We start from the raw sequence: 23,408 nt of genomic DNA, 5'->3' as shown, positions 1-23,408 counted from the left end.
CAGTGCAGGGCTTTGATCAAGTCCGGGAAGGTAGCAGCTATGCAGACCATGCTTCGTCCTCCCTGGCCTGGTACACGCGATGCTTCAGCGGATCGCCTTTCCAGCCTTCCTGGCGCGCGAAGATCTTGGCATGGGCCACGGCCTGGCTTTCGCTGATCGCCTCAAGGCGAACCGTATAGACCGGCTGGCGGGTCTGCTTCGGATAGTGAAGATCGACGTCGTACTTCATGCGGCACGCTCCTGAATGATCTGCTCGGCCAGGGCAACGATGTGTTCTCGCAACCTGGCATGGTAGATGGCCGATGCCAGTTCAGGCTTGTCCTGCTCCAGGGCGATGAGGATTTGCACCACAGGACATTCCCGGCCGCCAAGCTCACCAAGCAGTTCCATGACCGCATCAGCGAACCCCTGAACGACCTGTGGGCGCGTCTTGGTGAAGAACAGGACGTTGTCGGCGTCGTTGCCCTTGAGCAGCTGGGCCACCTGTTCGGTGAGGTATTCGCGGCGGAGCGAGTCTTCCTCCTCCGCTTTGAAGTGCTGGACTGCGTTCATGGTTTCCTCCTGGGAGGGATTAGGACGAGCGCCGGGCACTTCCCCGGATGTGTCAGGCCTGGCTGCGCTAGCCCCTCGACTCGTTCGCTGTTCTGGTCATTCGTCGACTTCGACGAACTCGCCTTCGGCGCTCAACTGATGGCGAGTTTTGCGCTGTTGTATTTGCGAAATCCGCTGTGGCGAGACACCATGCTCGCGCGCCAGTGAAGACAGACTTCTAGTCGTGTCCGAGCGAATTTCAGAGACTTCAGCATTAGTTAACTTGGCGGCAGGATTGAGCTCTCCTGGCTGTCCTGGATGTCTGGCTCTCCCTCTGGAAATCATGTCTCGCATGTTGTCGGTCTGCGTTCCGAGCTCCAGATGATCAGGACGAACACACAGGCTGTTATCGCATTTGTGCCTCACCAACATCCCAGCGGGGATTGGTCCATTCGCGATCTCGAAGCTAACTCTGTGCGCAAATGCCGGGCGGCCATTCACGTTCATTTGTCCATAGCCCTCAGGCTTAGTTGATGCGCCCCATTCCCAGCACCCTTCTTCTGGCCTGTTTGGGACCTTCTCCCAGAAACGTTCTTCTACGGTTTTCATTAATCGCACTCCACAAACTCACCGTTCTTATTGAGAACGTAGAAAACATCCGGCTTGATGCCGTCCTGTCCGGCGATGGCTGCCTTGATGTGCACGATTCGGGCGTAGTCATCGCCTTCCGCGTCGGTGTCTCGGTAGCAGAGAACGATGGCGCTACCGGCGGATGCCTTGGCTTTGCCTTCGATTCCGCATGCCATTGCCACCGAGTGCTTGCCGGTGCTCGACGCCGCGCCCTGGTCGCCGGTGCTCGACGCCGCGCCCTGGTCGCCGGTGCTCGACGCCGCGCCGTAGTCGCCGGTGCTCGACGCCGCGCCGTAGTTGCCGGTGCTCGACGCCGCGCCGTAGTCGCCGGTGCTCGACGCCGCGCCCTGGTAGCCGGTGCTCGACGCCGCGCCGTAGTCGCCGGTGCTCGACGCCGCGCCCTGGTAGCCGGTGCTCGACGCCGCGCCCTGGTAGCCGGTGCTCGACGCCGCTCCGCGGTAGCCGGTGCTCGACGCCGCGCCCTGGTAGCCGGTGCTCGACGCCGCGCCCTGGTAGCCGGTGCTCGACGCCGCGCCGTAGTCGCCGGTGCTCGACGCCGCGCCGTAGTCGCCGGTGCTCGACGCCGCGCCCTGGTCGCCGGTGCTCGACGCCGCGCCGTAGTTGCCGGTGCTCGACGCCGCGCCGTAGTCGCCGGTGCTCGACGCCGCTCCGCGGTTGCCGGTGCTCGACGCCGCGCCGTAGTCGCCGGTGCTCGACGCAGGCGACTCCGGGTCGACCGGCTTGCACCGGCTGGTGGTGTACTCGATGGCCGCCTTCACCAGGCCCGCGATGGTCAACTCGGTCTTGATGGATATCTTGCGGCTGGCGACCTTCGAATCGCCGTCGTGGCGACTCAGGTCGCCGGACTGCTCGACCAGCGCGAAGCGGCTACCTACAGGGTGGTAGTAGCCCAACACATCCAGCGGATACTCGCAGGCGTGGAAGCCGGAGGCACATGCCTCGACATCCCCTTCGTGCTTATAGGTGCCGCCGATCTCGAACTGGTAGCCGCGGCAGGTCAGGTCCTGGTTGAAGCCCTTAAATGAGGTAACGACCTCTTCTTTTGCAGGTGCGCGATTAGGCATTCTTGCCTCCAAATGCATGAATGTTTTTCTTGGCCTCTTGATATGCAGCTGAGGCTTGCTCAGGGGTGTCGAAATAACCCAGGAATCGTCGGCGTCCGTTTATCCCGATGCCTGCTTGCCATCGGCCTCGACGCTTATCGAATGCGGCACCGATAAAACCCGATCCGTCGCAGTGAGCCCTGACGTTCTGGCAGTTTTCTGCGTTTGTGCATTCGCGAAGATTGGAGAGCCTGTTGTCAGATCGATCCCCATTGATATGGTCGATCTGGTCGTTGGGCCATCGTCCGTGTACGTACAGCCAAGCGAGGCGATGCAGAAGGTATGCGCGCCCATCAACTCGCGCTGTTAGGTATCCGCATCCATGTCGAGAAGTTGCTTCATGCCCAGCTCTCTTACCCTTAAGCCACGTAAACACCCCGCTTTCCGGTGAGTACTCCATCAGCGAGCGCAATCGCTCCGCTGTCAGTACGTTTTTACTGGTCATGATGCGTTCCTTTTGAGTGCGAATGCCCTTGGCCGAGGGCTGGTGCGCGATTTCGGCTGCCGGCGATGCGTCGGCATGCGAAAGAGGGCGGAAAAATGCCCGGCGAACCGGGCTAAGAGGTGGCGTCTTTGCCGGGGAAGTCAGGCTGCCGATCGCGGGTCTTCGGTGCCGTGGTTCAGATGGCGCTTGATCAGGTACTGCCGCATTGCACGGCACGCTCGTCTGCCAGTTCTTCGAGCTTGTCCTCGATGCTCCAGCGCTGATCGAGCGAGTAGTTCGGGTTGCATTCGGAGCAGTGCCCGGCGACCTCAATCGCGTAGACCTGTTGCGCATGGGCGTGCAGACGAAGACAGTTCGGGCAGCTGACGGTCTCCTCGGCAGGCATCTTGTCGTGGCAGCAGCTATTTGCGTCGTCCTTCTCTTCATGGACTTCGCCGCATATATCGCAGGTCCAGACGTCGTAAATCTCTGGCTGGCAGCACCGCTCAGCTTGCCAGTGCTACTCATAGACCTCATTGCATCGGCCGCACTCGTAAGCTTTGGTGGCCATTGCTGGTTCCTCCGGTTGTCATCCCGCTGCACCCGGTCGCCCAGGTGCAGAAGTGATGCTTTCCCGCCGCGCTCAGCAATCTGGCGTCTCGCGCGGCGTGTTTCGGGTCAGGTGTTGGACCGGTGCGCACGAGTGGCGTAGCACCAAACCGGCCAAAGCTGCATCGCTGCGGCGATATTCGCGTTCGTGCCTTCCCACCCATCCAGCAGTTCCGCTGCCTGCTCACGAATGGGCTTGGCTGATTCGAGCTCAAAGCGCTGCTCGCAATAACGCGCTGCAAACTCGCGGCTGATGTTGAAGATGGGGGAGGCCATGGTCAGCACCATGTCCTCGGCGATCTCTGCCGGGCTGCGCCCGTAGGTAGCGGCCATCTCTTATCCCTCAATGTCGAAGTGGCGGCGGGCGACCTGCTCCCCGATCTCATCGAGAAGGGCCTCGGCGCCAAAGTGGTTAACGATCTGCTCGATGTCGAAGTTCTCCAGCACCGAGGCGCCATCAGCGTCATAGGCAGAAACGCTGACCTCGGTTCGACTTGATGGGTTTACGTCGAGCTTGTAGGCGCTGAAGCTAAAAACGCTGATGTTCATGAGCCTTTCCTCCTGGTTGACTTCCTCGATGCCCCTCTTACGAAGGGCATCTGGGAAATCGGTGTTGCTCCGCGTTCGCCTAACTGGGCTTCTACAACCCGCGGGTGGTGCTGTCCTCACCACTGCCGATAGCAGCTCGGACTCGATGTGTTTGGCCTTGGGCTTCCCTCGCTGCGCCTTCAATCGGCATACGGAGCAGGTCATGGGGTTCCGATTTCTCTCGCGGCCTACTGCAGCCCGGCGGCCTGGTGATGTGGGCAGCTGCTCGCGAGGTGCCGATCCGAACATCGGCTGGGCTTGTTACTGCATGGGTGGGTTCCTCCTATTGGTGTCATCTCGGTCGCTTCTCCATGTCGGGGTTCATTCCCACTCCTGCGTTTGCTTCTTTGGTCTATTGGCAGGTGACTTGAGCGACGTCGCGTGCAATGCATGGGCTTGCACGGCTGGACTATCTGGCCCAGCTCAGGCTGCGTCTTTTGCCTCTTCCAGCGTCGTCGCGACGGTGGTGCAGCAGAGGGTTCCCGAATTGTGAAAAGAGCTTCCGGCTTCGCCGAGGCATCTCTGCCTTGCCAGCGCGGTGGATTGCGTTGGTGTGAGGTAAAATTAGCAACTGCTAAATTGCATTGCAATAGCAAACGCTAAATTTTTTCTTGCAGGCACAAAAAAGCCCGCACGCGGCGGGCTTCCAGTGGTAACTGGCGGGCGTTGGCTACTCCGAGAATTTCACTTCTGTGATGAGCGCCTGCTTGGCAGCAAGGTAGTCGGCCTTGGCCTTAAGGTCTGGACGGGAATAGGGGCTCATCGTCAATAGGTAGGCTGACCATTTGGCGTAAAGGTCTTTTGCTAGATCGGACTGCTTTCTAGGGACTTTCGCGGCCTTCAGACGGGAGACGGCAGCATCACTCTCGCCTCTAGCGTGCTTAATGCAGTCGAGCAGCGATTGAGTATATTCAGCAATGCCTTGTCTATCCCCGTAGCGAACGGCATAGCTGCCAGTTTCCGCCTCAAGAGAGCACTGGAAAATTGGTATGTCCAGTTGTCGGGAGAAATTCGTCGCCTCTGGCAATTTTGAGTCGTACTCAAAATCAATCGGCTTGAAAGTGTGTGGATCTTTCTTTGCAGGCACTGCTGTGTATTGCGATCTAGACGACTGGCTAGAAGCTGCGCACCCAGCTAGCAGAGAAGCAGATACCAGGAAGGCGGTAATGGCGTGTCGCATGGCTCTCTCCTTGAGGTGAAACCGGCATCCTATCATCCTGGCCCGTAGCCATCACGCAGACGTTGACCGCGCCAAGTATCCTCAGGCTTCGTATCAGGCGGGAATGGGCGCCCCATCAGGTACAATCCCCCCCTCAAAACGGAGGGCTTATGAGCTACAACCTTGCGAACCTACCGATGGACGAACGCCGGGCGATAGAAGACGAGAAGTCGGAGTTGTTCGCCTACTGGCAGCAGAACCTGGACAGAGCGAAGGGAGAGGCCGCGCGCATCCTGGGCGAGAAGGATCGGCGGAAGGGGAAGTGGCGGGAGTGGGCCGCAGAGCAGATCGAGGCGCTACAGCCTGAGCAGTATCGGGAGATGGTCAGAAGGGAAGTGGGGCGCTGAGGCGAGAAACAGCCATGTCATCTACTGAAGACCTCGAACTACAGATGCGCGAAGCCCTGGGCATAGTCCCGGCGAGAAAGAAGACGACAAAGGACGCCAGCAGGCCGGTTGGCGGCTACCTGGTGGTCTTGAGCGTGAGGGGCGATAGCGGCCCGGCGTTCCGCTTCGAGCACCGCTCGCGGAGCATCAGCCGGACCGAGGCAATATTGGCGGCCGAGAAGCAGGCCAAGGCGCAGGGACTGCGGCCCTGGGCGCTGCTGGACGTCGAGCAGTTCTGACTCGTACCACCCTTGCAAACAATGCCAATTGCGCCCAAATTGACTATTACGGCGGCGCAAGCATAATGTCGCCGCCAAAAGCTTGTCATCAGCCATAGAGAGGAGGGACGCATGAGATACAGCACCGCGCTTGACGTCCTGAAGGCTCATTGGGACTTCAAGCTTCCAGTCGACCCCATCACCATTGCCGAGAAGATGGGCATTGAGGTTCAGGCAGGTTCGCCGCTTGACCGCGAAAGCGGCCATTACAGCTATCGCGATGGTGATCCGCTGATTACCTACAATCCTGCTGATTCCGCAGTACGCCGTCGCTTCACGGTAGCTCATGAGATCGGGCACCATATAAATGGCGATGTTGACGCCCCGCGTGATACCGACAAGCAGATGAGCGCTAGCGTGCGCGATCCTAGAGAGGTTGCGGCAAACCGCTTTGCCGCATCGCTTCTGATGCCCGCCGCCTTGGTGAAGCACATGATTTTCGAAGAGAAGGTTGCCGATCTTAAAAAGCTGGCCGCTACCTTCGGTGTTTCGACCGCTGCAATGGAATATCGCCTGAGAAACCTCGGCATCCTATGAGGAACGACGACCAGGGATTGGCCGAAGGCGAAAGCTCCGTAGATCCAAGAATCCTTCAGAACTATCTGAGAAAGGAGATTTGGCGCTTCGAATGGGAGCAGAAGCTGGCCCGGCGAGCCATGCAATTGGTTGGGTTTTTCTACCTTATGCTGGTTGGGTTCATCTTCCTCGGTAATGGTCGCTTCGTCTTTGGGAAGTGGTATGTCGTGCTCAGTTTTAAGTCCCATGCAGCCACTGACATTCCTATCATTCTGGCTTTGGCGTCTATACCAACGGTCCTGCTCATAGCTTTGATGCGTTACTTCCACCATCGGGAGAAAGCATCAGAGGGGCAGGACTCGCCGCTGCCGTTGAGCATGCAAACGGCAAAGGACCTTCTCGACATCATGAAGGACCAAAAGCAGTAGCCCGCAGCGGGGCTTTGCTATCTCTCTTCTTCGCGCGCGATCAGCTCCACCAGCGCCTCCGAAATGAAGTCCGCGTTCTCGGTCAGCGTCTCCAGGTGGAGCTTCACTGCGTCTGAGGTTTCGATGGAGCCTCGTTGCTCAACCCAGATCGCCAACTCTTCGACAGCCGAGCCGATGGCGTTGATGTTCAGGTTGAGACGGTAGAGCAGGGCGGGGAGAGGGGAGTCGGCCATGGAAACCTCCAGAGCGGAGGACTCAGCTTAGGCCGGAAACGAAAAGGCCGCACTCAATGGCGCGGCCTTGTCCTGATAGCTGCTGTCTTCCCAGCTCCAGGGCAGGAGAAATTTACCAAAACGAGTAGGACGGTCAAGGGGCAGAAACGAAAAGCCCCGCGGTGCGGGGCTGGGTTCTAATCTCGCCCAGGCAATTTCCCCTGCGTGTACATATTGGCGATGGCTGTCGCTTCTTCTGTGCCTCCGCGCAGTACCTTGGCTTTCGTCAGTATGTACTTGGGGAACTTGGTAGGGAGGTATTCTTCCCTGAACCAGTTCCTGAAAGTAGGTAGTGCCGCATCAGGATATGCAAAAGGCTTTTGAGGGTTGCTTGCGGATTGTGGATAGTAGCTTGGGAAATTGTGCTCGTACTCGATCCTCGCGCCGTACATCACTGCAAGATCATTGTCTCTCCAATACTTACCCCAGGCGAGACCTACGCTGATGTCAGGGATTGTCTTGTCGTTCACTGGAAGATCAGCATTGATCAGGTCAACTGCCAATCCATTGATTTCTGAGAAAATTGTGAAATGACCGATAGGCGCAGTGTTGTTGAGAATAGATACTCGGTCATTGTGATACTTCCATTTGTCCGCCGGCGTATAGCCTAGGGAGTCATAGATGAACCGCTGCAAGCCGTAAGTAGCGAATCGCCTGTAATTATCGCTAGCCTGCTGGTTTGGAGACCGAGTCTCGAACGCGTAGAATTCAAGTATCGCCATGCATACTATATCTGGATATGAATAGTGTGGCGTTCCATCCTTGATGGTCTCTATGTAGAGTTTCCGCTCAGTATATCCGCGCTGGAAAAGCATCTGCTTTATGGTGGAGATACGATCCTTTCCGAGGACGTCGTCGTCGTAGTGATCTTCCCATTCCTGCGTAATTGTCTGAAGCACACTGCGTGCGATGCCCACCACCAGGGCCAGGCCGCGTTGAGTAAGAAATGGGACGCCGTTCTCTAGAACCCCCATCTCGATGCCGTTTACATCACGCTGAACCTCAACGCCGAGGTCGAGAGGCATCTGCCCGCGGCCGGCCTGTAAATCTGTGCTTTTCATATGCAATCCTTTGAATTAAAACAAGAAATAGGCGGCCTGCTCGAGCGACTCACTCCCCCATGATCTGCCTATAGCCCCTACCCGCCAGGCGGCCCGGCCCCATCACCCCTTGCTCCGCGTTATCCGCCCCGCCTTGACCTCATCAGCATACGAGCCAAGACGATCCTCACCATTGATGAGCACCCCAACGATACGGAGTACGGCCCAGGCGTCAGTCTCATTGCCTGACTGGCTCAGTCGCTCGGCGATCTTCACCAGGTCGACGGATGCCCACTTGAGGTCTGCCGTTATGGACTTGAGATCGTGCTTGAGCAGCTGGGTGGGTTTGTTCATTCCCATTTTTACAGGCTCCGACAGATGGCCTAGCTGCTGCCCCGTCCGCTATGGCTTGTGGCAAATCTACTTGCCGATTCCGTATTTCACCGAGATGAAAAGCAGGACCGCGCCTCCAACGGCAAAGCTAAGGCTTGCTCCTTCCAATTTCTGGATCAGATCAGGCTTGAATGCACAAGCCATGAGCGCGATCCCCGTGGGAGCGCTAGCCATTGAGAGTCCGCATGTAAGGGCTCGCTCAAGTATGACCTGGCGCCCTCTCGCTAAATCCATGGCCATGGCCAGAGCAAAAGAAAGGATGAAGAGCGCTGTCGATGCATTGCCGATGTTCGACAAAAGAAGCTGTACCAATCAGCGCCCCTTCTTAAGCCTTCGCGATAGCCAAAGACCGGCGACGCCGCCAATTGCCCCGGCGATAAATATCGCAAGATTCTTATCGACATATGGCAGCAGCAACGGGACCAGGGTGCTGCAGATGCCACCCGCCACTGATGCCGCTCCCGCTGTAATTGCCATGTCGCGCGTGTCGATATCTGCTATCTCTCGCCAGATTGCGGTGATCGCTACCATTTCCTTCTCCTGAGGCCTGCCGTCATTTTAACCGCAAGACAGGAGAAGACCATTTCTCGATTACTGCCCCATGATCTGCCTATAGCGGCGCTGGTACTCGTCGTAGCTCAGGCCGGTCTCGGCGTTCAGCTTGTCGAGCTGCTGCTGTTGCCATTGCTCGCGAGATGCAGGGACTGGCGCCTGGGCTGTCGAAGCGGGAACAGGTGCTGGGCGGACAGTCCGCTCATAGGGAGAGATCGGTGCAGTGCCGCCGCGGGTGAACTTGCTTACGGTGCCATCCGGGCCCAACTGGATTCCGACGCTTTGGATCTCTGTTCCGATTCCCATGAACCCGGTGTTCACGTAGGACCAGCCGAGCGTGCGATTTCCGTCAGAGTCGAGCGTCTCTGAAATTGGATTCCCGAAGAGGGCAATCAGGTCCTGCCGGTCTGTCTTCCCGGGAATGACCTGCTGCATCTGCGCATCGGTGATTCTCTTCCCGACGATAGCGCAGCCCGTCAGAAGGATTGAAGCCATGATGGCGATGGCTAGGGCGCGCATGGCGACCTCCTTGTCTTGGGGTTGATGTGCTCAGCGGTCGTAGGTCTTGCCGTCCGTAGATATCAGGTATAGGGATCTCGAATAGGGGAGGCGGGCGAGAATCTTAGTGTTTTCGACCACCGCGGCCGTGGTGATTCCGCGACACAGCAAACTTACGCCGCCCTGGATGCGCTCGCACATCGCATCGGCGCTATCGATGAACCTTGTCTTGTTCAGTCGAAGCATGATTATGGTGCGCCCCTCCGGGACTGCGCCGATAGGAGGAACGACGAAGATTGTGATTTGGCTATAGATGACACCAATTACGGCAAGCGATGAGATAAGGACTGCTAGCTTCTTCATGCATCACCATCCACACGCGGCGCGCAGCGGCTTGATTGCTTCTTCGAGCCCGGAAATCTGGAATTGGGTAGTGACAGGGGATTCGTTGAACGGGGTAATCCGAACAGTCAGCAGGTTTTTGCCAAAAAGTCGCTTTATGAACGGGATGGCCGTTCCGCCATTCCATAGCCCGAGCGCCTTGTTGTCTGTTGATTCCTCGAATTCACGCGTGACTGGCTTTTGATCGTCCACGCGATAGGTGACTTCGCCATACCCCTGAATGCTGGACAGGAAATTCCCAGCGTAGATGAAGTACATCGAAGTGCTCTTCTCTTGGCAACGGATGTAAATGTCTGCGGATTCACTGCCACCGAACCTGCGTTGGATCGGCTCGTTAGACTCCAGATGCAGGCTGACCGTTTTGCTGTCGTCCATTTTGGATGATGATTCAGAAACGTCCCACTTACTGACCTTTGCCACTACCGGGGATGGCCGATACTCCATGTCATAGCAGGCCAGCCGCTCGGAATCTGAGGCGATTGCAATGCACTTCTCGGATGCGTTTGCATTACAGGCAAGCATGGCTGCAGAGCAAGCTGCAGTAATGGCTATGGCGCGCAATGTGATCTCCTTATCTGTCTGCCCGGCTAAAGCTCAACGTACCTGGTTGATTTCGAGATGGCCCCCATGAAGTGGATCTTCTCGATTTCTGTCTCGGCGATTGTTAGTGGAGGGTGGGCATCGTTCACGCTCAGCAGGCGAACCATGCCATCCCTCGCGTACATGAAGACTTTGATCATGGACTGACCGCTTGTCGTCCTGACTAGCACCTCATCGCCAGCGACGTAAGGCTTGTTCGGTTCAATGATGACGAACTCACCACTACGAATCCTCGGTTCCATGCTGTTGCCGACAACCTTCAGCGCGTAAGCGTTAGGGTCATCGCTGCTGATCCTGATGTAACCGTCCCCGTGGCCGACCGGGTAATCCAGGGCCTCGAAATAACCGTCTGTTCCCAACTGCGCCATCCCTACGACTGGAACCAAACCGTCCTTGACTGCCAGCGGACCGCCCTCCACGTTCTGAAAGTGTGGAAGCACTCCCGATATCCTCACGAATTCGCCATCAATGGCGTCTCCGTCCGGCCTGGATAGCGATCCAGGCGGCAGCCCGATCTTCTCCTCCATGTTGCGCGCTGCGCGCTCCCCAAAGTTCCTGGTGCCGCTCAGTAACTGGGAAATGTAGGAGGCATTGAGATCATGCCTATTCGCAAATTCTGCCTGTGTGAGGCCGCCCATTAGGCGCTTAAGGGCCTCGACTCGTAATCGGTTCATGTCCATCCGTTGATCGTCGCAGCCAGTTAGCAAACTGTAAATTACGGTTTGCTATTGCTTGCGCCATTAGCAAACGCTAATCTTGCTCCAAGAACAGGAGGCACAAATGGACCTACTCGAATACATGAAGCCGCTGTCGCGCGAGGAGCTGGAGGAATTTGCTGCTCGGTGCAAGACCAGCGCTGGACAAATCAAGCAGATCGCATACGGCCATCGCCGGGCGAGCGCTGCACTGGCAATCGACATCGACCGGGAAACCAAGGGGATCGTCAGCTGTGATCAGCTGCGCCCGGATATCGATTGGGCGTACCTGCGCAATCGCCGGTCGTCCGCCGCCTAGCCGACAGCCGCACGAATTCATAGGAGCAGTCCATGAACGAACTCCAAGTCCAGATTGCCAGCCAAGCGTATGCCGGGCTTGACCGGATATGCAGCCAGCTCCAGGCGGCCATGAAGAAGTGCCCTGAGCTGGCTGAGGTATTGCGCAGGACTTCGATGGGCGAAGCTCCGCAATTAATTGGCCTGGATTTCGAAACCTTGGACAACAAGATTTCGGTCCGCCCGGTCATCAGTCGGCGCCTGCGCGAAATCGCCGATGCCGCTACTCGCCTGGCGGAGTGGGAGCCTGGCCCGGAATCTGATCTCCAAAAATCCGGCGCTCTGCGTCTGATGATTGATCTGACAGCGCCCATTGAAGCAGGCGGAGCGGCCGCTCGAATGGCTCGCGCAATATCGGCCGCCCAGAGGTATTGCTGATGAATTTCTCGACCTTCTCGTCCAGCAGTGCCTCGTCGATGGCCCCGGCTCTCTTGAGGGAAATCGCTAGCGCACAGATTGCGGCTACGGCGCCTTCCGTTGCTGAAAGCGCTTCGAGCAGAACACTTTCCGACTCTGCGCTTAGCTCGATTTCGTCGTTCATGTCGTTCATGTCGTTCATGCCAGACCTCCGTGGTCTTCGTTTCGTGTGGAAGCAAAACGATAGCACGGAGCGCCTGGCGCCCATTGAGACCGGTCATTTGCGGCGCGCCGCGAGCCGGGTGACCGCATGGTTGAACGCGGCCTTGCCTGCCTCATCCAGCCGGTCCTGCACCAGTTCTGAGTAGTGATTGAACGCCGGCCAGACCTTGGACTGGTAGGTCAGCGGCAGCGAGTGGAGTAGGGCAGCTAGAGCGCAACGAAGCGCGAGTACTTCGCCCTGAAGTTCGGAGAGGTCGGCCATGGGGAATTCCCTGTCGGTTGATCGAGTGATGACAGGTTGCCATCGCGGTTGCGAGGGCTCCACGGAAGAACAGAGAGGATTTTCCGAATGGAACAGTTTCTCCAGACGCTCCACACCGAGGTGAAGGAGCAGGGCGCCAAGGGGCTTTACGCGAAGTGCGCCTTCAAGACCGAGGTGTCGCTGCTGCAGCACACCAACCCCTACAGCGAGTCGCACAACCTCAACCTGCCGAAGTTCCTGCTGATCCTGCAGAACCTCGACCAGGAGCGCCTGTATCGCGTTCTCGGCGCCCTGGTGGGCGAGTTTGGCTACGACCTGGATGCCAAGGAGACGGTCGGCGCGTGCTCGCTGACCGCGGCAATGATGCACGTCTCCAAGGAGGTCGCCGACCTCACCCTGGCCGTTCATGAGGCCCTGGAAGACAACCATGTCAACCAGCTGGAGAAGGCCCAAATCCGCCGCGAGATCCAGCACGTCCGGCTGAGCCTGGACGGCATGGAAGAGTCGGTAAAGGTGGCCTGACGTGATCAGCCAACGCCTCACCGCTGAAGACTACGCCGATATGGCGGTCGCTGCCGAAGAGCTGGCGGAGCGGAGCGTTGGCATTCGGAAGGAAATGAACAAGGCCCTGCAGCAGTACTACAGGGCCTTGTCGGTGCGTGGCTCGGTGGCAGCCGAGAAACGCGAGGTACATCAAGTCGTGACAGGTGAAGTATGCAGCCTAGAACTCTGACTTACAACGCCGTGGAACTTCGTCCGGCGAAGAACGCCATCGCCATCTGCCAGGGCACGGAAGTCGTGACCATCACCCTGGACCAACTCCACCAATTCACAAGCGATCTCTGCATCCTCGCCGCATCGATGCGCGAAGACATGCGCAATCCGCTGGAGGATGAGGAATGAACTTCTATCCGTTCCACCCTGGCGACTACATGCTCCGCACTGCCCACTTGGAGCCTCTGGAAGACCTGGCGTATCGGCGACTGTTGGACCTGTACTACGTCAGCGAGAAGGCACTTGAGGGCACTGCGGAATCCATCGCGCGCGTCATCCGCATGCGCTCAAGCGTTGCCGAAGTGGCTGCTGTACTCGGCGAATTCTTCGTGGAGGAGGGCGGTTGCTGGAGTCATAAGCATTGCGATGAGGTGATCGCCAAGTACCGCGAAAAGGCATCCATAGCAGCCGAAAACGGCAGGAAAGGGGGCCGTCCGCGCAAGCAGGAAGAAAGCCAACAGGAACCCGAAAATAACCCAGGAAAAACCCAGCCGGTTATTTCTGGGTTGCAAGAAGAAAGCGGATCGAAAACTAACCAAGAACCAAAACCAAATAACCAAGAACCAAAAGATAACCCCCCCAACCCCCCTGCTGGGGGCGGCGAGGATTCGAGCGGTTATCCGCAGGAGTTCGAAGCGTGCTGGGCTAAGTACCCGAAGCGTGCTGGCGGGAATTCCAAGAAGGCTGCCCACAAGGCCTGGGCAGCACGAATCCGTGAAGGCGTAACCGCTGAGGCCCTCGACGCCGCTGTGCAGGCCTACTCCGCCGAAATGCAGGTCAAGGGCAAGGTAGGCACCGAGTATGTCAAGCAGGCCGCGACGTTCTTCGGCCCGAACGAGCACTGGCGGGAAGCCACCCAGCCGGCGAACGTCCACCCGATCCGCAAAGGGCTCGGCCCGGACGGAAAGCTGCTGCCCGGATATTTCTGGCATGAGGCCGATATCGACCTGCCCCCCGAGAAGCGCCGCATCCTGAGCGAAGAGGTCTTCGACCGTGTAACCGGCTACCGCTGGGACTACCTGCGCTCCAGGGGGCTGGCATGACTCCCTCGGAGATCGCTCAACGGCTCGCTGACCGCGTGATCGACGTTTCGCATCACCTGCTGCCCGGTGGCAAGCGTGAGGGCTCGGAGTGGCGTGTCGGCAGCGTGAACGGCGAGAAGGGCCAGAGCCTGGGGGTTCACCTCAAGGGCGAGAAAGCAGGTGTCTGGTGCGACTTCTCGACCGGTGAAACCGGCGACTTGCTGGACCTGTGGCGCGCTGTCCGTGGTTGCGACATGGGCACCGCACTGACCGAGGCAAAATCCTACCTTGGGATCACCGAGCCAAAGCTCGAAGCGCCGTCGAGGAAGGCCTACGTCCGCCCTGATCGCCCGAAGTGCAAGGCCCCCGTCGATGAGTCGCCGGTCATGGCTTACCTGGCAGGTCGTGGCCTGAAGCCCGAAACCATCGCGGCGTTCAAGATCGGTGAGAAGGGCCGGGACATCGTGTTCCCGTTCCTGCGCGACGGCACCCTGATCCACTGGAAAACCCTGTGCATCGACCGCGAGAACGGCAAGAAGAAAATCTTCGCCTCCAAGGACTCCGAACCATGCCTGTTCGGCTGGCAGGCGATTCCGGACGGTGCCCGCGAAGTGACGATCACCGAGGGCGAGATCGACGCCATGACCGCCTGGCAGTACGGCCGGCCGGCGCTGTCGGTTCCCTTCGGCGGCGGCAAGGGCGAGAAGCAGGCGTGGATCGAACACGAATACTCGCGACTCTCACGGTTCGACGTGATTTACCTCGCCATGGACAACGACGAGGCAGGCAAGCAGGCGACCGAGGAACTGATCAAGCGCCTGGGGCGTGAGCGCTGCCGCATCCTCGACCTGGGCTGCAAGGACTTCAATGAAGCCCTGGATGCCCTGTACTACACCCGCGACGACATCGACGATTGCTACGCCAAGGCCAAGACGCTCGATCCCGAGAAGCTGGTAGGGGCTGAATCGTTCGTCGATGAGGTCTGCGCCGAGTTCTTCGAGCGCAACCCGGTGGTCATGGGCATGGCCACGCCCTGGGAGAAGTCCCGCGACATGATCCGCTTCCGCGACAGCGAGGTCACGATCTGGACCGGCTGGAGTGGACACGGGAAATCCCAACTCCTGAACTACCTCGCCTTCCACGGCATGCGCCAGGGCGAAAAGTTCTGCATCGCCTCGATGGAGATGCCGGCCAAGCGCACCCTGCAACGGATGGTCCGCCAGGCGGCCGGTCTCAACCAGCCTTCCCGCGGTTACATCCACGCCATCCTGCAGTTCCTGGGCGGTCGTCTCTGGATCTACAACCAGATGGGCTCGGCCAACACCGCCGAGATGATCGACACCTTCCGCTACGCCGCCCGCCGCTACGGAGTGAAGCAGTTCATCGTCGACAGCCTGGCGAAGCTGGGTATGGCCGAGGACGACTACAACGGCCAGAAGCAGGCCATGGAGGCCATCGTCGGCTTCGCCCATGAGATGGGCGTCCACGTCCACCTGGTTGCGCACCCGCGCAAGGCGGACGACGAAGCCAAGATCCCCGGGAAGCTCGATGTTCGAGGCGGCGCAATCCTTACCGACCTGGCCGACAACGTGATCACCGTCTGGCGCAACAAGCGCAAGGAAGAAGCGCTCAAGGCAAACGATGAAGACCAGGCCGAGTACTTCGGCAAGCAGTCGGACGTGAAGATGATCATCACCAAGCAGCGCCTGACAGGCGTCGAGGAATCCATTCCGCTCTGGTTCGATCCCGCATCCGCTCAGTACATGGAGCGCGAAGGTCACAAGCCTCGCCAGTGGGTTGAGTACTCCGGGATCGCCCAACAACAAGCTGATCAGGAGGTCGCATGAAACGTTGCTGGACCGTAATCCTCGGCACCCAGCGCTTCACCATGGTGCTGATGGAAGACTGCGACCCGCTCGCAGTGGTTCGTTCGATTTGGCCGGAGGCGAGTGTGCAATGACTCCCGCAAAGCAGGAAATCCTCATGCAAGGCCAGACCGGTATCGCCAAGAAGGTCTACGACTGCGTACCCATTGCCGAGGCTTGGAGCTCGTTCCAGGTAATGACCGCCATGCGGAACATGACCGGCAGCACTCCCGACTCGCGGATCGTCTCCGGCTGCCTGTCCTCACTGGTCGATGCCGGCCTGATCAAGAAGAACGGCCGCGATTCCTTCCAGCGCATCCCCGTGGAACCCAAGACCAAAACCCAGGAGCCGAAGATGGCCGAGCCCGCGAAGAAGATCGAAACCCCGGCCGAGCCGAAGCGCACTGCTTCTCCGCTGGAGATGCTAGGAGAGCTGGCCACCGAGATCGTCGGCATGGCTGAGCACCTGAAGCGCTTGGCCTCGCGCGTCGAGGATGTTGCTCTGGCCGTCGAGCAGGAACGCGAGGCCAATGCCAAGTCGATGGAGAGCTATCGCCAGCTCAAGGCATTGCTGAAGAGCCTGCAAGGGGAGGGTGAGTGATGCCTAACTATCGCAAGCCCGACATCTACTCGGACGCCGACTGGGAAATGGTCCAGGGCTACATGGCCGGCAAGGATGGCCTGCGCGCCGAACGCTCCACGGCTGCCTACATGCACGGCTATCGCAACGGCGTTTCCGACAGGACCGGTATCCCTCACGAGAGGGCGGAAGTACTGCGCCGCCGCGCGGAGATGATTCCCGGAGTCACCCAGGAGCAAGTTTGGTTCCAAGGGAGGGTTGAGTGATGAGCTTCCTGAAGTTTTACCTGATGTGGGCTGGATCAACTTGGTTCGGACTTTTGCATCAAGAGCGCTATTGCCCTGAATGGAATAAAGCCTTGGGTGCTCTGCTTGATAAACACGCCGATAGCGCCCTAGTTGGCCTGTATACGACCAACATCAATGGAGTCGAAATCTGGACTGATAACGCCTTCTATTCCTACGGGCATATCTTTCAAAGCCGAATCGAGAAGCGTCGTCCAAGCCTCTGGAACATGTATCGGCTCTGGTTGGTTGTAGAGGGCCGGAACCATGATCGCGCCAGGCGTGAGAAGAAAGAGTATCTGCGCAAGATGCGGGAGGTTGCCAATGGCTGACAAGATCGCCGTGAACAGCGCAGCCCGCCTCTCCGAAGCCATCACCAGGCTGACCACCATGTATCGCGAAAAGAAGTATGTGGTGGTGTCCCTGCGCCCTGGAAAGGATCGCACCTTGGACCAGAATGCCCTCTGGTTCGCCCTCTACCAGCGCATTGCCCAGATGACCGGGATGGATGACATCGAGGACGCACGCCGCTACTGCAAGCTCCATTTCGGCGTGCCGATCATGCGTGCGGCTGACGCCGACTTTCGCGATGGCTGGAACCGCCTGTTCTTGCACCTGGACTACGAAACCAAAATCCGCCTGATGGGCGCGTGCGCCATGTTCGGGCCGGACGGATTCCCCGTGACCAGGCTGTTCAATCGCGCCCAGGGCATCGCCTACACCGACGCCATCGTTGCCGAGTTCTCGGAGAAGGGCGTGGTGTTCGATGACCTGCTGAGTGAGGTGGCGGCATGAGCCTTATCAAACGCTTCGAGCGCAACACGGCCGGCCGTGACTTCGCCGTCGGCGATATCCACGGCCACTTCACGCGCCTGCAGCAGGCGCTTGATGCCGTCGGCTTCGATCCAACTCGCGATCGGCTGTTCAGCGTCGGCGACCTGGTGGACCGCGGTCCGGAATGTCGTGACGTGCTCGACTGGCTGGCCAAGCCCTGGTTCCACCCGGTGCGCGGCAATCACGACGACTACGTTTGCCGCTTCGACACCTGCGATGTCGACAACTGGGTCTACAACGGCGGTGCCTGGTTCGCCGGCCTGCCATTCGACGAGCAGAACGAGTTCGCCACCCAGTTCCGCGACCTGCCCATCGGCATCGAGGTGGAGACCTCTGGTGGCTTGGTCGGCCTTCTCCATGCGGATTGCGTCTTCGATTCCTGGGATGCCCTGAAGCACGAGCTTGACCAGCCGGCCACCAACCAGCGCCGCAAGCTGGTGATGAACACTTGCATGTGGTCGCGCACTCGCATCGAGCAGGGCGACGAGCGCCCCGTTCACGGCCTCCGCGCTCTCGTGGTGGGCCATACGCCTCTTCGCCGGCCGGTGGTGCTGGGGAATGTCTTCCACATCGACACGATGGGCTGGAGGCCGCAGGACGGTGGTTACTTCACGCTGCTGGACCTGTCCACGTTGGAAGCCATCCCGCCGATGGCGCAGTCGCTGGAATGGGAGCAGTCGGCATGACGCTCTCCACTCGCCAGCCTAAGCCCAAGATCTGCCAGAACACCGAGTGCGGCACCAAGTTCATCCCGCAACGCTTCGGGCAGCGCGTCTGCTCGCCGGCCTGCGCCATCGCCACCAGGGACAAGCACCAGGCTCCGGCACGGAAGGCCATCGCCGACCGCAATCGCCGGGAGATCAAGGCGCGGAAGGAGAAGCTGAAGAACCACAGCGATTTCGTGAAGGATGCCGAGAAGGCTGTGCGCGACTACCGCCGCACCTACGAGTTGTCCATCGGCAGCGGCTGCATCAGTTGCGGGAAGTCGCAGGCAGATATCCAAGCGGCCCAGGGGTGGAAGACCGGCGGCGCCTTCGATGCCGGGCATTTCCTCAGTAAGGGAGCCCGCCCTGAGCACCGCCTGGAGCCGTCCAACATATGGCTGCAATGTAAAGCCTGTAACGCCGGCTCCAGCAAGTACGCCAGGAAGGGGCTGACCGTTTCCCAAGGGTTCCGTGAGGGCCTGATCGAACGCATCGGCCTAGAGGCTGTAGAGGCCCTGGAAGCCGATCACCGTCCCCGCAAGTACACCAACGACGAACTGAAGGCCATCACGGCCGAATACCGCGCCAAGCTGCGCGAGCTGAAGAAGAGGACTGCCTGATGTGCCTTTGGCTTGCCGTGACTGTGAACGGTGAATGCATCGATTGCGCGACCGATACCGACGAGCTCGCCGCAGCAATTGGCTGCCAGATTGCGGATCTGGTTTCCATGTCTGGCGATGCCATGGAGAGCCAGCAGTGTCTTTGCGACCTGGATATTGAAAAGACCGCCTTGAAGTTCGGGTTCTCGGTCAATTGGGCTCCAGAGTTTGGCGAGGCGGAAATCTTCAAGGTGACGGTATGAATTTCGAAGACTGGATCGCCCAGCAATGGGTAATCCTTCGAGAGTACGGGCTGATCAAGGGGGAAGGGGAATGAAGCTGAATAGCGCACGTCAAGCCTGGCACGAGGCGTTCTATGGCAAGCGGAACAGCAACGCCAACCACTTCGCGACCATCCATAGGCTCGGCACCCAGATCCAGCAGACCGAGATCGACCGCTCCCTGGATCACTGCGAGCATGGCGTGCTGGCCGGCTATGTGCAGCAGGCGGTCGCCAGCCTCTCGCCTGACCTGCAGCTGTTCGGCCATCACATGTACGGGCCGGAAGGGATCATCGGCGATCCCGATGACGTTCGCGAGGCGGCCGAGGCGCTGGTGTTCAGGCTGGCCTACAGCCGCGGCGAGCGCATGTATGCCAAGCGCATCTCCAAGGCAGAGGCGGTGGCCGCCGGCGTACTGTTCCGCTATCGCAGGATGCATCAGGGAGGCCAGAGTTCCGGATCTGATCCCCTGCCATCGCCGGAATCGTTCAGGGCGTGGCTGCTGGAAGAGCGCGGCGCTCTACTAGCTAGCGAGTCATGGAGTCGTGAATGGGGCGGTTTCGTCGATGCATGTTTCGTTGCCTGTGACGACCTGGACAAGGCGTCGCTTGCCCCGGTAAGCCAGGCGATCAACCTCATGTGCGAGGCCGCATGATGGAAGAGAGGAAAATCATCTCGCGGCAAGAAGCAATAGGCATGGGCCTGACTGTGTATTTTACTGGGGAGCCATGCAAGCATGGGCATGTCGCAGAACGCAAAGTCATAAATCGAATATGTAGAGAATGCGAGCGCGCCAGCAGCAGATCTAATTACGCAAAGCATAAGGAAAGGGCTTCCGCCTACTATGCCAAATATCATCCTGCAAACAGGGACAGAAGGGCTGAACGAGATCGCACAAGACGGTCGAATGACCCAGCTTTTCGCCTTATTGGGGATATGCGCAGTATGCTTCATCGAGTTCTTAGAGGGAGGCTTTCCACAACCAAGTCCGTCGCTGCGCTTGGCTATGGCCCGGACGAATTAAGAGCCCATATTGAGCGACAGTTCACCACAGGGATGACCTGGGAGAAGGTTGGAAGGGAAATCCATATTGACCACATTATCCCAATCACGGAAATGGTTGCTAAAGGGGAAACTGATCCATCGATAATTAATGCGCTTTCCAATCTGCGCCCGATGTGGTCACACGAGAATCAGCGGAAAGGGGCGAAAAGAATAAATCTCATCTAAATCACTTGGTTGCATGGATTGCCAAATTTCTCGGCTGGCGCTATGCTTTTCCCATAACACGAACTCCCACTTGAGGAAGTTCAGCCCTCAAAGCCCTGGCCAATGCCGGGGCTTCGTTGTTTCTGGAGTTCGGATGCCCATCGAATCCCGCATCAAGCGCTGGTACTACGAAGCGCAGCGGAAGGGCATTCATCTCGAAAGCATCCTGATTCACCCTGACGACTACTGGCGCAATCGCAGCTCGCTGCGGTTCCTGCCGCTCAGGGTGATCGGCTACGGCTAGGAGGCGCCATGTCCACTCGCCCGAACGACATCGCAACCCTGAACATCATCGGCTGGACCGTCATCTCGGTCCTGACCTTCCTGATCATCAACCTCATCTAGTTTCCGCGCTCCCCAGCGCATGCCCGGTATAGCCGTAGGCCCCGGGCGTTTTCTTCCTGGAGAAGCCTCATGTCCGACAGCGGAGCCGTCGCAGTAGCCGGCCTGATCGGTATTGGCGGGGCGTCTCTTCTCGGCTTCGACGTCAATGCGGTGATCGGTGCTTTCGCCGGGGCGATGTTCTTCATCGTCTACGCCAAGGACCTCTCGCACTTCGGTCGCCTGGGCTACTTCATCGCCTCATGGATCGTCGGCTACTACGCCTCGAGCGAGTTCATCGCCCGGGGCTGGGCTCAGACCTCTGGCCTAGCAGCCGCGATCTGCGCTGCGGTTTTCGTCGTTGTTGCCGTCGGGCTGCTGGATTGGGCGAAGGGTGGCAAGGCCCCCACATGGCTCCGCTTGACTCTCTCATGGCTCCGGAACGCTATCGGAGCGGGTGGCAAGAATGGTTGATCCCTGGGCGTTGGGTGCTGCGTTCATCTGCAGTGCCATTTGCGTTCGCATCGCCGCTTACCGCAGAGAAGGCGCACGCTACCGGGCTGGCGTTTCGCTACTAGCCTACCTGCTGTGTGTAGGGACCGGCTGCTACTCGCTGACGGTCTACCTCGACATGCTGCATGGTCATCCCCAGCCGAGCCTTTCTCCTTGGCTGCTGATCATCCTGATGGTGTTGGCGGTGCTGGTCTACCGGGCCCGCGGCAACATCGCCCGGATCATTCAGATCGACTGGGAGCGTCGGTGGAATGGCGCTGATCGCCGGAGGTTGAAATGAACGCAGACCCAGCAGACTTCGACATCATGGCCAGCTTCGAGTCTCCAGTCCGGCCAGGACTGAAGCGTAAGGTTCGCATCGAGTGCGGGGGCGACTATGCCGAGGTCACGATGGAAGTTCGCGAAACCGAACATGGCCTTCGTATCAGCTTCACCGGCCACGTTCTCGCCAATGCCGCCGGAATGAAGCTTGTTCCTGACTTGGACCTTTGGTCCAGCGAGGTTGGCCAAAATGTCGCCTGAACAGTTCGCCTACTGGCTCCAGGGCTTCGTTGAGCTGAACGGCTCCGAGCCAACCGCTGAGCAATGGCAATCGATCAAGAATCACCTGAAGACTGTCTTCATGAAGGTGACGCCTGAGCTTCGCCAAGTCGGGCCAACCTATCCCGGCCTGCGTACAGGCGACATGGCTTGGCCTCAATGGGTAGAGCCACGGATAACCTGCAGCGCTTATAGCGCTGAAGACCGGAATCCGCTGGCTGATGTGACTCTGCCCAGTCGGATCGGGCGCGCTATAAGCCGAGCGCCGAGGTATAGCTAATGGCTACTGTCGGCCCTCTCATCCTCCACATGAAGTTCTCCTGGTGGGTGAAGCCCTACCTGTATGCCTGCATCACATTCGCATGGCTGACCGGAATGGAGCCCAATCTGGACAAGATCACCGGAACCGTCATGCGCGGCATGAAGTTCCGGCTGGAGACCAAGTGATGGCAGTCACCGCGCAGCAGATTGGCCTGGAGGTTCTCCAAGCCCTCGGCCTTGAAGGCAAAGGCGTGACTGGGATCAAGATAGAAATGAATGGTAGTGATCCTGTCACCCTGGAGGTCTCCATGCTTCCAGAGCGGAGCCAGGCCGTGAACATCATCGAGATCATCAAGCGCTACGAGCTGGTCGAGAAGCCCGAATGACCGACCTGAAAGTCGTCCCGATCAAGCGCGACGGTTATTCCGACGCCATTGACGCCCTGAAGAACATCATCGCCCAACTGGAAGCCGGCGATATCGAGCCCTGCGAAACCGGATGCGTTGTCCTGATGGGCAAGAACGGCACGCTCGACACCCTGGGCTTCGGGCCGAAGTCCGACGACCTCCAGGTCATCGGCCTACTGGAGATGGGTAAGCAGGTCATCCTCGAAGCGGCGATGTATCCAGATGTCTGAACCACTTCAGGTGAAGATCATCATGGATGGTCAGGAGCACATGGTTCCCGCCCGCGAGGCAGTCCTCTGCGATACTTGGGGCAATCAGATTGCGATCAAACTGGAGCCTATCTTTAACGTCGACGTGATTGAGGTTACCGGTCTTGATTCGCCATGCAGGGAGTTTGTCACTGATGGCCTGTGCAGGTTGTGAGAAGCGCCGCGCCTGGCTGAAGAAATGGTGGAAGGTAGCCCATGAGCGAATGCGCAAAGCCCCTGCTGGTGATCACCACGGATCGACCTCTGTCGATGGAAGCCCGGGAGAAGATGGCCAGGGTGTTGGAGCCGATTGCGCAGAGCATCGGAGCCAAGCCGCTGATCCTGGATGACGGTCTCCAAGCTGGAATCCACAGCGACATCCGCCCACTGCTGGAATCGCTCCTCGATGAGCAGCGCAAGACCAATGGCCTGCTGCTCGCCCTGGTCGAAGCGATGGCCGATGAGCGCGATCCGGATGCTGAACCGCAGACTTACCTGAACGGGAAGACCATTCGCTAATGGC

General features: G+C 58.9%; 46 protein-coding genes. 27 read left to right on the top strand and 19 right to left on the bottom strand.

All coding sequences use genetic code 11. The annotated features are described in order from the left end of the window. Positions 1-37: 37 nt before the first annotated feature. From PcP3B5_RS22670 to PcP3B5_RS31630, 9 genes are all read right to left on the bottom strand, one after another. Positions 38-229, bottom strand: coding sequence for a hypothetical protein (locus PcP3B5_RS22670; protein WP_061562480.1), 192 nt, complete (start codon positions 227-229; stop codon positions 38-40). After that, positions 226-552, bottom strand: a complete 327-nt coding sequence (locus PcP3B5_RS22665) for a hypothetical protein (RefSeq protein ID WP_061562479.1) — start codon at positions 550-552, stop codon at positions 226-228. Before PcP3B5_RS22665 ends, PcP3B5_RS22670 begins: the two co-directional genes overlap by 4 nt. A 96-nt stretch (positions 553-648) precedes the next feature. Next, a complete protein-coding gene (locus PcP3B5_RS31050) occupies positions 649-1,140 on the bottom strand; it encodes an HNH endonuclease signature motif containing protein (RefSeq protein WP_082816403.1) in 492 nt (163 codons plus the stop codon). After that, on the bottom strand, positions 1,140-2,246 hold the full coding sequence (locus PcP3B5_RS22660) for a DUF7666 domain-containing protein (protein WP_061563329.1): 1,107 nt from the start codon (positions 2,244-2,246) through the stop codon (positions 1,140-1,142). Before PcP3B5_RS22660 ends, PcP3B5_RS31050 begins: the two co-directional genes overlap by 1 nt. Next, positions 2,239-2,730: an HNH endonuclease gene (locus tag PcP3B5_RS31045; protein WP_082656981.1), complete on the bottom strand. Its 492-nt coding sequence runs from the start codon at positions 2,728-2,730 to the stop codon at positions 2,239-2,241. Before PcP3B5_RS31045 ends, PcP3B5_RS22660 begins: the two co-directional genes overlap by 8 nt. Positions 2,731-2,920: 190 nt before the next feature. Next, positions 2,921-3,115: a hypothetical protein gene (locus PcP3B5_RS22655; protein WP_061562478.1), complete on the bottom strand. Its 195-nt coding sequence runs from the start codon at positions 3,113-3,115 to the stop codon at positions 2,921-2,923. 272 nt (positions 3,116-3,387) lie between these two features. Further along, the gene (locus PcP3B5_RS22650; RefSeq protein WP_061562477.1) at positions 3,388-3,651 is read right to left on the bottom strand and encodes a hypothetical protein; all 264 of its coding nucleotides are present in this window, start codon (positions 3,649-3,651) and stop codon (positions 3,388-3,390) included. Between the two features lie 3 nt (positions 3,652-3,654). Then, on the bottom strand, positions 3,655-3,867 hold the full coding sequence (locus PcP3B5_RS22645; protein WP_061562476.1) for a hypothetical protein: 213 nt from the start codon (positions 3,865-3,867) through the stop codon (positions 3,655-3,657). A 709-nt stretch (positions 3,868-4,576) separates the two neighbouring features. Next, positions 4,577-5,086: a hypothetical protein gene (locus tag PcP3B5_RS31630; protein WP_145923941.1), complete on the bottom strand. Its 510-nt coding sequence runs from the start codon at positions 5,084-5,086 to the stop codon at positions 4,577-4,579. Between the two features lie 149 nt (positions 5,087-5,235). Between PcP3B5_RS31630 and PcP3B5_RS22640 the strand changes: the two genes are divergently transcribed. The 4 genes from PcP3B5_RS22640 (at position 5,236) to PcP3B5_RS22625 (ending at position 6,733) form a co-directional block, all read left to right on the top strand. Continuing rightward, entirely contained in the window at positions 5,236-5,472 is a 237-nt protein-coding gene (locus PcP3B5_RS22640; protein ID WP_061562475.1) for a hypothetical protein, read from the top strand. Positions 5,473-5,486: 14 nt separating this feature from the next. Beyond that, a complete protein-coding gene (locus PcP3B5_RS22635) occupies positions 5,487-5,750 on the top strand; it encodes a hypothetical protein (protein WP_237143058.1) in 264 nt (87 codons plus the stop codon). Between the two features lie 111 nt (positions 5,751-5,861). After that, a complete protein-coding gene (locus PcP3B5_RS22630) occupies positions 5,862-6,326 on the top strand; it encodes an ImmA/IrrE family metallo-endopeptidase (protein WP_061562474.1) in 465 nt (154 codons plus the stop codon). Further along, positions 6,323-6,733, top strand: coding sequence for a hypothetical protein (locus tag PcP3B5_RS22625; RefSeq protein WP_061562473.1), 411 nt, complete (start codon positions 6,323-6,325; stop codon positions 6,731-6,733). Before PcP3B5_RS22630 ends, PcP3B5_RS22625 begins: the two co-directional genes overlap by 4 nt. A 17-nt stretch (positions 6,734-6,750) precedes the next feature. On the opposite strand, the gene PcP3B5_RS22620 is transcribed toward PcP3B5_RS22625, so the two are convergent. The 8 genes from PcP3B5_RS22620 to PcP3B5_RS32060 all read right to left on the bottom strand — a co-directional run bounded on the left by PcP3B5_RS22620 (position 6,751) and on the right by PcP3B5_RS32060 (position 11,170). After that, the gene (locus PcP3B5_RS22620; RefSeq protein WP_061562472.1) at positions 6,751-6,966 is read right to left on the bottom strand and encodes a hypothetical protein; all 216 of its coding nucleotides are present in this window, start codon (positions 6,964-6,966) and stop codon (positions 6,751-6,753) included. 176 nt (positions 6,967-7,142) lie between these two features. Continuing rightward, positions 7,143-8,066: a BstA C-terminal domain-containing protein gene (locus PcP3B5_RS22615; RefSeq protein WP_061562471.1), complete on the bottom strand. Its 924-nt coding sequence runs from the start codon at positions 8,064-8,066 to the stop codon at positions 7,143-7,145. Between the two features lie 102 nt (positions 8,067-8,168). Next, complete coding sequence (locus PcP3B5_RS22610) at positions 8,169-8,399, bottom strand: hypothetical protein (protein ID WP_420820140.1); 231 nt, start codon at positions 8,397-8,399, stop codon at positions 8,169-8,171. Between the two features lie 351 nt (positions 8,400-8,750). Continuing rightward, complete coding sequence (locus PcP3B5_RS22600; protein ID WP_061562469.1) at positions 8,751-8,969, bottom strand: hypothetical protein; 219 nt, start codon at positions 8,967-8,969, stop codon at positions 8,751-8,753. 60 nt (positions 8,970-9,029) lie between these two features. Then, entirely contained in the window at positions 9,030-9,509 is a 480-nt protein-coding gene (locus PcP3B5_RS22595) for a hypothetical protein (RefSeq protein WP_061562468.1), read from the bottom strand. 30 nt (positions 9,510-9,539) lie between these two features. Further along, complete coding sequence (locus PcP3B5_RS22590) at positions 9,540-9,851, bottom strand: hypothetical protein (RefSeq protein ID WP_061562467.1); 312 nt, start codon at positions 9,849-9,851, stop codon at positions 9,540-9,542. Between the two features lie 3 nt (positions 9,852-9,854). Then, a complete protein-coding gene (locus PcP3B5_RS22585) occupies positions 9,855-10,451 on the bottom strand; it encodes a type VI secretion system-associated protein TagO (protein ID WP_082816402.1) in 597 nt (198 codons plus the stop codon). A 26-nt stretch (positions 10,452-10,477) separates the two neighbouring features. Then, positions 10,478-11,170 carry a LexA family transcriptional regulator gene (locus PcP3B5_RS32060; protein ID WP_061562465.1) on the bottom strand — a complete coding sequence of 231 codons (693 nt, stop codon included), beginning with the start codon at positions 11,168-11,170 and terminating at the stop codon, positions 10,478-10,480. 100 nt (positions 11,171-11,270) lie between these two features. On the opposite strand from PcP3B5_RS32060, the gene PcP3B5_RS22575 reads away from it, so the two are divergent. Continuing rightward, on the top strand, positions 11,271-11,504 hold the full coding sequence (locus tag PcP3B5_RS22575; RefSeq protein ID WP_061562464.1) for a transcriptional regulator: 234 nt from the start codon (positions 11,271-11,273) through the stop codon (positions 11,502-11,504). 261 nt (positions 11,505-11,765) lie between these two features. Here PcP3B5_RS22575 and PcP3B5_RS31625 read toward each other — a convergent pair whose 3' ends face one another. Together PcP3B5_RS31625 and PcP3B5_RS22565 are read right to left on the bottom strand one after the other, a co-directional pair. Next, positions 11,766-12,101: a hypothetical protein gene (locus PcP3B5_RS31625; protein WP_145923940.1), complete on the bottom strand. Its 336-nt coding sequence runs from the start codon at positions 12,099-12,101 to the stop codon at positions 11,766-11,768. A 75-nt stretch (positions 12,102-12,176) separates the two neighbouring features. Beyond that, positions 12,177-12,383 carry a hypothetical protein gene (locus PcP3B5_RS22565; RefSeq protein WP_061562462.1) on the bottom strand — a complete coding sequence of 69 codons (207 nt, stop codon included), beginning with the start codon at positions 12,381-12,383 and terminating at the stop codon, positions 12,177-12,179. Positions 12,384-12,470: 87 nt separating this feature from the next. Between PcP3B5_RS22565 and PcP3B5_RS22560 the strand changes: the two genes are divergently transcribed. From PcP3B5_RS22560 to PcP3B5_RS22465, 22 genes are all read left to right on the top strand, one after another. Beyond that, complete coding sequence (locus PcP3B5_RS22560; protein ID WP_061562461.1) at positions 12,471-12,905, top strand: phage regulatory CII family protein; 435 nt, start codon at positions 12,471-12,473, stop codon at positions 12,903-12,905. Position 12,906: 1 nt separating this feature from the next. Continuing rightward, on the top strand, positions 12,907-13,116 hold the full coding sequence (locus PcP3B5_RS22555) for a hypothetical protein (RefSeq protein ID WP_061562460.1): 210 nt from the start codon (positions 12,907-12,909) through the stop codon (positions 13,114-13,116). Further along, entirely contained in the window at positions 13,098-13,286 is a 189-nt protein-coding gene (locus PcP3B5_RS22550; protein WP_061562459.1) for a hypothetical protein, read from the top strand. The genes PcP3B5_RS22555 and PcP3B5_RS22550 overlap by 19 nt, the downstream gene beginning before the upstream one ends. Then, entirely contained in the window at positions 13,283-14,200 is a 918-nt protein-coding gene (locus PcP3B5_RS22545; RefSeq protein ID WP_061562458.1) for a YdaU family protein, read from the top strand. The genes PcP3B5_RS22550 and PcP3B5_RS22545 overlap by 4 nt, the downstream gene beginning before the upstream one ends. Continuing rightward, positions 14,197-16,026, top strand: a complete 1,830-nt coding sequence (locus PcP3B5_RS22540) for a bifunctional DNA primase/helicase (RefSeq protein WP_061562457.1) — start codon at positions 14,197-14,199, stop codon at positions 16,024-16,026. The genes PcP3B5_RS22545 and PcP3B5_RS22540 overlap by 4 nt, the downstream gene beginning before the upstream one ends. 136 nt (positions 16,027-16,162) lie before the next feature. Further along, positions 16,163-16,645, top strand: coding sequence for a hypothetical protein (locus PcP3B5_RS22535; RefSeq protein WP_203228524.1), 483 nt, complete (start codon positions 16,163-16,165; stop codon positions 16,643-16,645). Next, positions 16,645-16,890: a hypothetical protein gene (locus PcP3B5_RS22530; protein WP_061562455.1), complete on the top strand. Its 246-nt coding sequence runs from the start codon at positions 16,645-16,647 to the stop codon at positions 16,888-16,890. The genes PcP3B5_RS22535 and PcP3B5_RS22530 overlap by 1 nt, the downstream gene beginning before the upstream one ends. Beyond that, positions 16,890-17,240, top strand: coding sequence for a hypothetical protein (locus tag PcP3B5_RS22525; RefSeq protein WP_061562454.1), 351 nt, complete (start codon positions 16,890-16,892; stop codon positions 17,238-17,240). The genes PcP3B5_RS22530 and PcP3B5_RS22525 overlap by 1 nt, the downstream gene beginning before the upstream one ends. After that, the gene (locus tag PcP3B5_RS22520; RefSeq protein ID WP_061562453.1) at positions 17,233-17,703 is read left to right on the top strand and encodes a hypothetical protein; all 471 of its coding nucleotides are present in this window, start codon (positions 17,233-17,235) and stop codon (positions 17,701-17,703) included. The genes PcP3B5_RS22525 and PcP3B5_RS22520 overlap by 8 nt, the downstream gene beginning before the upstream one ends. Then, positions 17,700-18,428, top strand: coding sequence for a metallophosphoesterase (locus PcP3B5_RS22515; RefSeq protein ID WP_061562452.1), 729 nt, complete (start codon positions 17,700-17,702; stop codon positions 18,426-18,428). The genes PcP3B5_RS22520 and PcP3B5_RS22515 overlap by 4 nt, the downstream gene beginning before the upstream one ends. Beyond that, positions 18,425-19,066 (top strand): recombination protein NinG, encoded by a 642-nt coding sequence (locus PcP3B5_RS22510; protein ID WP_061562451.1) that lies wholly within the window; start codon positions 18,425-18,427, stop codon positions 19,064-19,066. Before PcP3B5_RS22515 ends, PcP3B5_RS22510 begins: the two co-directional genes overlap by 4 nt. Continuing rightward, positions 19,066-19,308, top strand: coding sequence for a hypothetical protein (locus tag PcP3B5_RS22505; protein ID WP_061562450.1), 243 nt, complete (start codon positions 19,066-19,068; stop codon positions 19,306-19,308). The genes PcP3B5_RS22510 and PcP3B5_RS22505 overlap by 1 nt, the downstream gene beginning before the upstream one ends. 70 nt (positions 19,309-19,378) lie before the next feature. Further along, complete coding sequence (locus PcP3B5_RS22500) at positions 19,379-19,981, top strand: hypothetical protein (protein WP_061562449.1); 603 nt, start codon at positions 19,379-19,381, stop codon at positions 19,979-19,981. A 708-nt stretch (positions 19,982-20,689) separates the two neighbouring features. After that, positions 20,690-20,839, top strand: coding sequence for a hypothetical protein (locus PcP3B5_RS31880; RefSeq protein ID WP_160336943.1), 150 nt, complete (start codon positions 20,690-20,692; stop codon positions 20,837-20,839). A gap of 170 nt (positions 20,840-21,009) precedes the next feature. Further along, positions 21,010-21,390 carry a putative holin gene (locus PcP3B5_RS22495; RefSeq protein WP_061562448.1) on the top strand — a complete coding sequence of 127 codons (381 nt, stop codon included), beginning with the start codon at positions 21,010-21,012 and terminating at the stop codon, positions 21,388-21,390. After that, entirely contained in the window at positions 21,383-21,709 is a 327-nt protein-coding gene (locus PcP3B5_RS22490) for a phage holin family protein (protein WP_061562447.1), read from the top strand. The genes PcP3B5_RS22495 and PcP3B5_RS22490 overlap by 8 nt, the downstream gene beginning before the upstream one ends. Then, positions 21,706-21,951, top strand: coding sequence for a hypothetical protein (locus PcP3B5_RS22485; protein WP_061562446.1), 246 nt, complete (start codon positions 21,706-21,708; stop codon positions 21,949-21,951). The genes PcP3B5_RS22490 and PcP3B5_RS22485 overlap by 4 nt, the downstream gene beginning before the upstream one ends. 297 nt (positions 21,952-22,248) lie before the next feature. Beyond that, positions 22,249-22,416 carry a hypothetical protein gene (locus PcP3B5_RS31875; protein WP_160336942.1) on the top strand — a complete coding sequence of 56 codons (168 nt, stop codon included), beginning with the start codon at positions 22,249-22,251 and terminating at the stop codon, positions 22,414-22,416. Next, a complete protein-coding gene (locus PcP3B5_RS22480; RefSeq protein ID WP_061562445.1) occupies positions 22,416-22,616 on the top strand; it encodes a hypothetical protein in 201 nt (66 codons plus the stop codon). Before PcP3B5_RS31875 ends, PcP3B5_RS22480 begins: the two co-directional genes overlap by 1 nt. Further along, positions 22,613-22,867 (top strand): hypothetical protein, encoded by a 255-nt coding sequence (locus PcP3B5_RS22475; RefSeq protein ID WP_061562444.1) that lies wholly within the window; start codon positions 22,613-22,615, stop codon positions 22,865-22,867. Before PcP3B5_RS22480 ends, PcP3B5_RS22475 begins: the two co-directional genes overlap by 4 nt. Beyond that, positions 22,860-23,060, top strand: coding sequence for a hypothetical protein (locus PcP3B5_RS22470; protein WP_061562443.1), 201 nt, complete (start codon positions 22,860-22,862; stop codon positions 23,058-23,060). The genes PcP3B5_RS22475 and PcP3B5_RS22470 overlap by 8 nt, the downstream gene beginning before the upstream one ends. Positions 23,061-23,101: 41 nt before the next feature. Then, a complete protein-coding gene (locus PcP3B5_RS22465; RefSeq protein ID WP_061562442.1) occupies positions 23,102-23,404 on the top strand; it encodes a hypothetical protein in 303 nt (100 codons plus the stop codon). Positions 23,405-23,408: the final 4 nt, after the last annotated feature.

Origin of the sequence: Pseudomonas citronellolis (assembly GCF_001586155.1) — a bacterium.
GTDB lineage: Bacteria > Pseudomonadota > Gammaproteobacteria > Pseudomonadales > Pseudomonadaceae > Pseudomonas > Pseudomonas citronellolis.
The sequence above is the reverse complement of the archived record's forward strand: the minus strand, read 5'-3'. Positions and strand labels throughout refer to the sequence as shown.

Coding starts and splice junctions, on each gene's coding strand:
- PcP3B5_RS22505 (WP_061562450.1), top strand. CDS start 19,066: ATGTGCCTTTGGCTTGCCGTGACTGTGAACGGTGAATGCATCGATTGC.
- PcP3B5_RS22515 (WP_061562452.1), top strand. CDS start 17,700: ATGAGCCTTATCAAACGCTTCGAGCGCAACACGGCCGGCCGTGACTTC.
- PcP3B5_RS31045 (WP_082656981.1), bottom strand. CDS start 2,730: ATGACCAGTAAAAACGTACTGACAGCGGAGCGATTGCGCTCGCTGATG.
- PcP3B5_RS31050 (WP_082816403.1), bottom strand. CDS start 1,140: ATGAAAACCGTAGAAGAACGTTTCTGGGAGAAGGTCCCAAACAGGCCA.
- PcP3B5_RS22650 (WP_061562477.1), bottom strand. CDS start 3,651: ATGGCCGCTACCTACGGGCGCAGCCCGGCAGAGATCGCCGAGGACATG.
- PcP3B5_RS22535 (WP_203228524.1), top strand. CDS start 16,163: ATGCAAGGCCAGACCGGTATCGCCAAGAAGGTCTACGACTGCGTACCC.
- PcP3B5_RS22530 (WP_061562455.1), top strand. CDS start 16,645: ATGCCTAACTATCGCAAGCCCGACATCTACTCGGACGCCGACTGGGAA.
- PcP3B5_RS22575 (WP_061562464.1), top strand. CDS start 11,271: ATGGACCTACTCGAATACATGAAGCCGCTGTCGCGCGAGGAGCTGGAG.
- PcP3B5_RS22635 (WP_237143058.1), top strand. CDS start 5,487: ATGTCATCTACTGAAGACCTCGAACTACAGATGCGCGAAGCCCTGGGC.
- PcP3B5_RS31625 (WP_145923940.1), bottom strand. CDS start 12,101: ATGAACGACATGAACGACATGAACGACGAAATCGAGCTAAGCGCAGAG.
- PcP3B5_RS22615 (WP_061562471.1), bottom strand. CDS start 8,066: ATGAAAAGCACAGATTTACAGGCCGGCCGCGGGCAGATGCCTCTCGAC.
- PcP3B5_RS22640 (WP_061562475.1), top strand. CDS start 5,236: ATGAGCTACAACCTTGCGAACCTACCGATGGACGAACGCCGGGCGATA.
- PcP3B5_RS22485 (WP_061562446.1), top strand. CDS start 21,706: ATGAACGCAGACCCAGCAGACTTCGACATCATGGCCAGCTTCGAGTCT.
- PcP3B5_RS31880 (WP_160336943.1), top strand. CDS start 20,690: ATGCCCATCGAATCCCGCATCAAGCGCTGGTACTACGAAGCGCAGCGG.
- PcP3B5_RS22475 (WP_061562444.1), top strand. CDS start 22,613: ATGACCGACCTGAAAGTCGTCCCGATCAAGCGCGACGGTTATTCCGAC.
- PcP3B5_RS22495 (WP_061562448.1), top strand. CDS start 21,010: ATGTCCGACAGCGGAGCCGTCGCAGTAGCCGGCCTGATCGGTATTGGC.
- PcP3B5_RS22600 (WP_061562469.1), bottom strand. CDS start 8,969: ATGGTAGCGATCACCGCAATCTGGCGAGAGATAGCAGATATCGACACG.
- PcP3B5_RS22560 (WP_061562461.1), top strand. CDS start 12,471: ATGGAACAGTTTCTCCAGACGCTCCACACCGAGGTGAAGGAGCAGGGC.
- PcP3B5_RS22470 (WP_061562443.1), top strand. CDS start 22,860: ATGTCTGAACCACTTCAGGTGAAGATCATCATGGATGGTCAGGAGCAC.
- PcP3B5_RS22645 (WP_061562476.1), bottom strand. CDS start 3,867: ATGAACATCAGCGTTTTTAGCTTCAGCGCCTACAAGCTCGACGTAAAC.
- PcP3B5_RS22520 (WP_061562453.1), top strand. CDS start 17,233: ATGGCTGACAAGATCGCCGTGAACAGCGCAGCCCGCCTCTCCGAAGCC.
- PcP3B5_RS22510 (WP_061562451.1), top strand. CDS start 18,425: ATGACGCTCTCCACTCGCCAGCCTAAGCCCAAGATCTGCCAGAACACC.
- PcP3B5_RS22550 (WP_061562459.1), top strand. CDS start 13,098: ATGCAGCCTAGAACTCTGACTTACAACGCCGTGGAACTTCGTCCGGCG.
- PcP3B5_RS22630 (WP_061562474.1), top strand. CDS start 5,862: ATGAGATACAGCACCGCGCTTGACGTCCTGAAGGCTCATTGGGACTTC.
- PcP3B5_RS22590 (WP_061562467.1), bottom strand. CDS start 9,851: ATGAAGAAGCTAGCAGTCCTTATCTCATCGCTTGCCGTAATTGGTGTC.
- PcP3B5_RS22500 (WP_061562449.1), top strand. CDS start 19,379: ATGAAGCTGAATAGCGCACGTCAAGCCTGGCACGAGGCGTTCTATGGC.
- PcP3B5_RS22655 (WP_061562478.1), bottom strand. CDS start 3,115: ATGCCTGCCGAGGAGACCGTCAGCTGCCCGAACTGTCTTCGTCTGCAC.
- PcP3B5_RS31875 (WP_160336942.1), top strand. CDS start 22,249: ATGGCTACTGTCGGCCCTCTCATCCTCCACATGAAGTTCTCCTGGTGG.
- PcP3B5_RS31630 (WP_145923941.1), bottom strand. CDS start 5,086: ATGCGACACGCCATTACCGCCTTCCTGGTATCTGCTTCTCTGCTAGCT.
- PcP3B5_RS32060 (WP_061562465.1), bottom strand. CDS start 11,170: ATGGACATGAACCGATTACGAGTCGAGGCCCTTAAGCGCCTAATGGGC.
- PcP3B5_RS22660 (WP_061563329.1), bottom strand. CDS start 2,246: ATGCCTAATCGCGCACCTGCAAAAGAAGAGGTCGTTACCTCATTTAAG.
- PcP3B5_RS22665 (WP_061562479.1), bottom strand. CDS start 552: ATGAACGCAGTCCAGCACTTCAAAGCGGAGGAGGAAGACTCGCTCCGC.
- PcP3B5_RS22595 (WP_061562468.1), bottom strand. CDS start 9,509: ATGCGCGCCCTAGCCATCGCCATCATGGCTTCAATCCTTCTGACGGGC.
- PcP3B5_RS22490 (WP_061562447.1), top strand. CDS start 21,383: ATGGTTGATCCCTGGGCGTTGGGTGCTGCGTTCATCTGCAGTGCCATT.
- PcP3B5_RS22465 (WP_061562442.1), top strand. CDS start 23,102: ATGAGCGAATGCGCAAAGCCCCTGCTGGTGATCACCACGGATCGACCT.
- PcP3B5_RS22545 (WP_061562458.1), top strand. CDS start 13,283: ATGAACTTCTATCCGTTCCACCCTGGCGACTACATGCTCCGCACTGCC.
- PcP3B5_RS22670 (WP_061562480.1), bottom strand. CDS start 229: ATGAAGTACGACGTCGATCTTCACTATCCGAAGCAGACCCGCCAGCCG.
- PcP3B5_RS22610 (WP_420820140.1), bottom strand. CDS start 8,399: ATGAACAAACCCACCCAGCTGCTCAAGCACGATCTCAAGTCCATAACG.
- PcP3B5_RS22625 (WP_061562473.1), top strand. CDS start 6,323: ATGAGGAACGACGACCAGGGATTGGCCGAAGGCGAAAGCTCCGTAGAT.
- PcP3B5_RS22540 (WP_061562457.1), top strand. CDS start 14,197: ATGACTCCCTCGGAGATCGCTCAACGGCTCGCTGACCGCGTGATCGAC.
- PcP3B5_RS22525 (WP_061562454.1), top strand. CDS start 16,890: ATGAGCTTCCTGAAGTTTTACCTGATGTGGGCTGGATCAACTTGGTTC.
- PcP3B5_RS22480 (WP_061562445.1), top strand. CDS start 22,416: ATGGCAGTCACCGCGCAGCAGATTGGCCTGGAGGTTCTCCAAGCCCTC.
- PcP3B5_RS22620 (WP_061562472.1), bottom strand. CDS start 6,966: ATGGCCGACTCCCCTCTCCCCGCCCTGCTCTACCGTCTCAACCTGAAC.
- PcP3B5_RS22565 (WP_061562462.1), bottom strand. CDS start 12,383: ATGGCCGACCTCTCCGAACTTCAGGGCGAAGTACTCGCGCTTCGTTGC.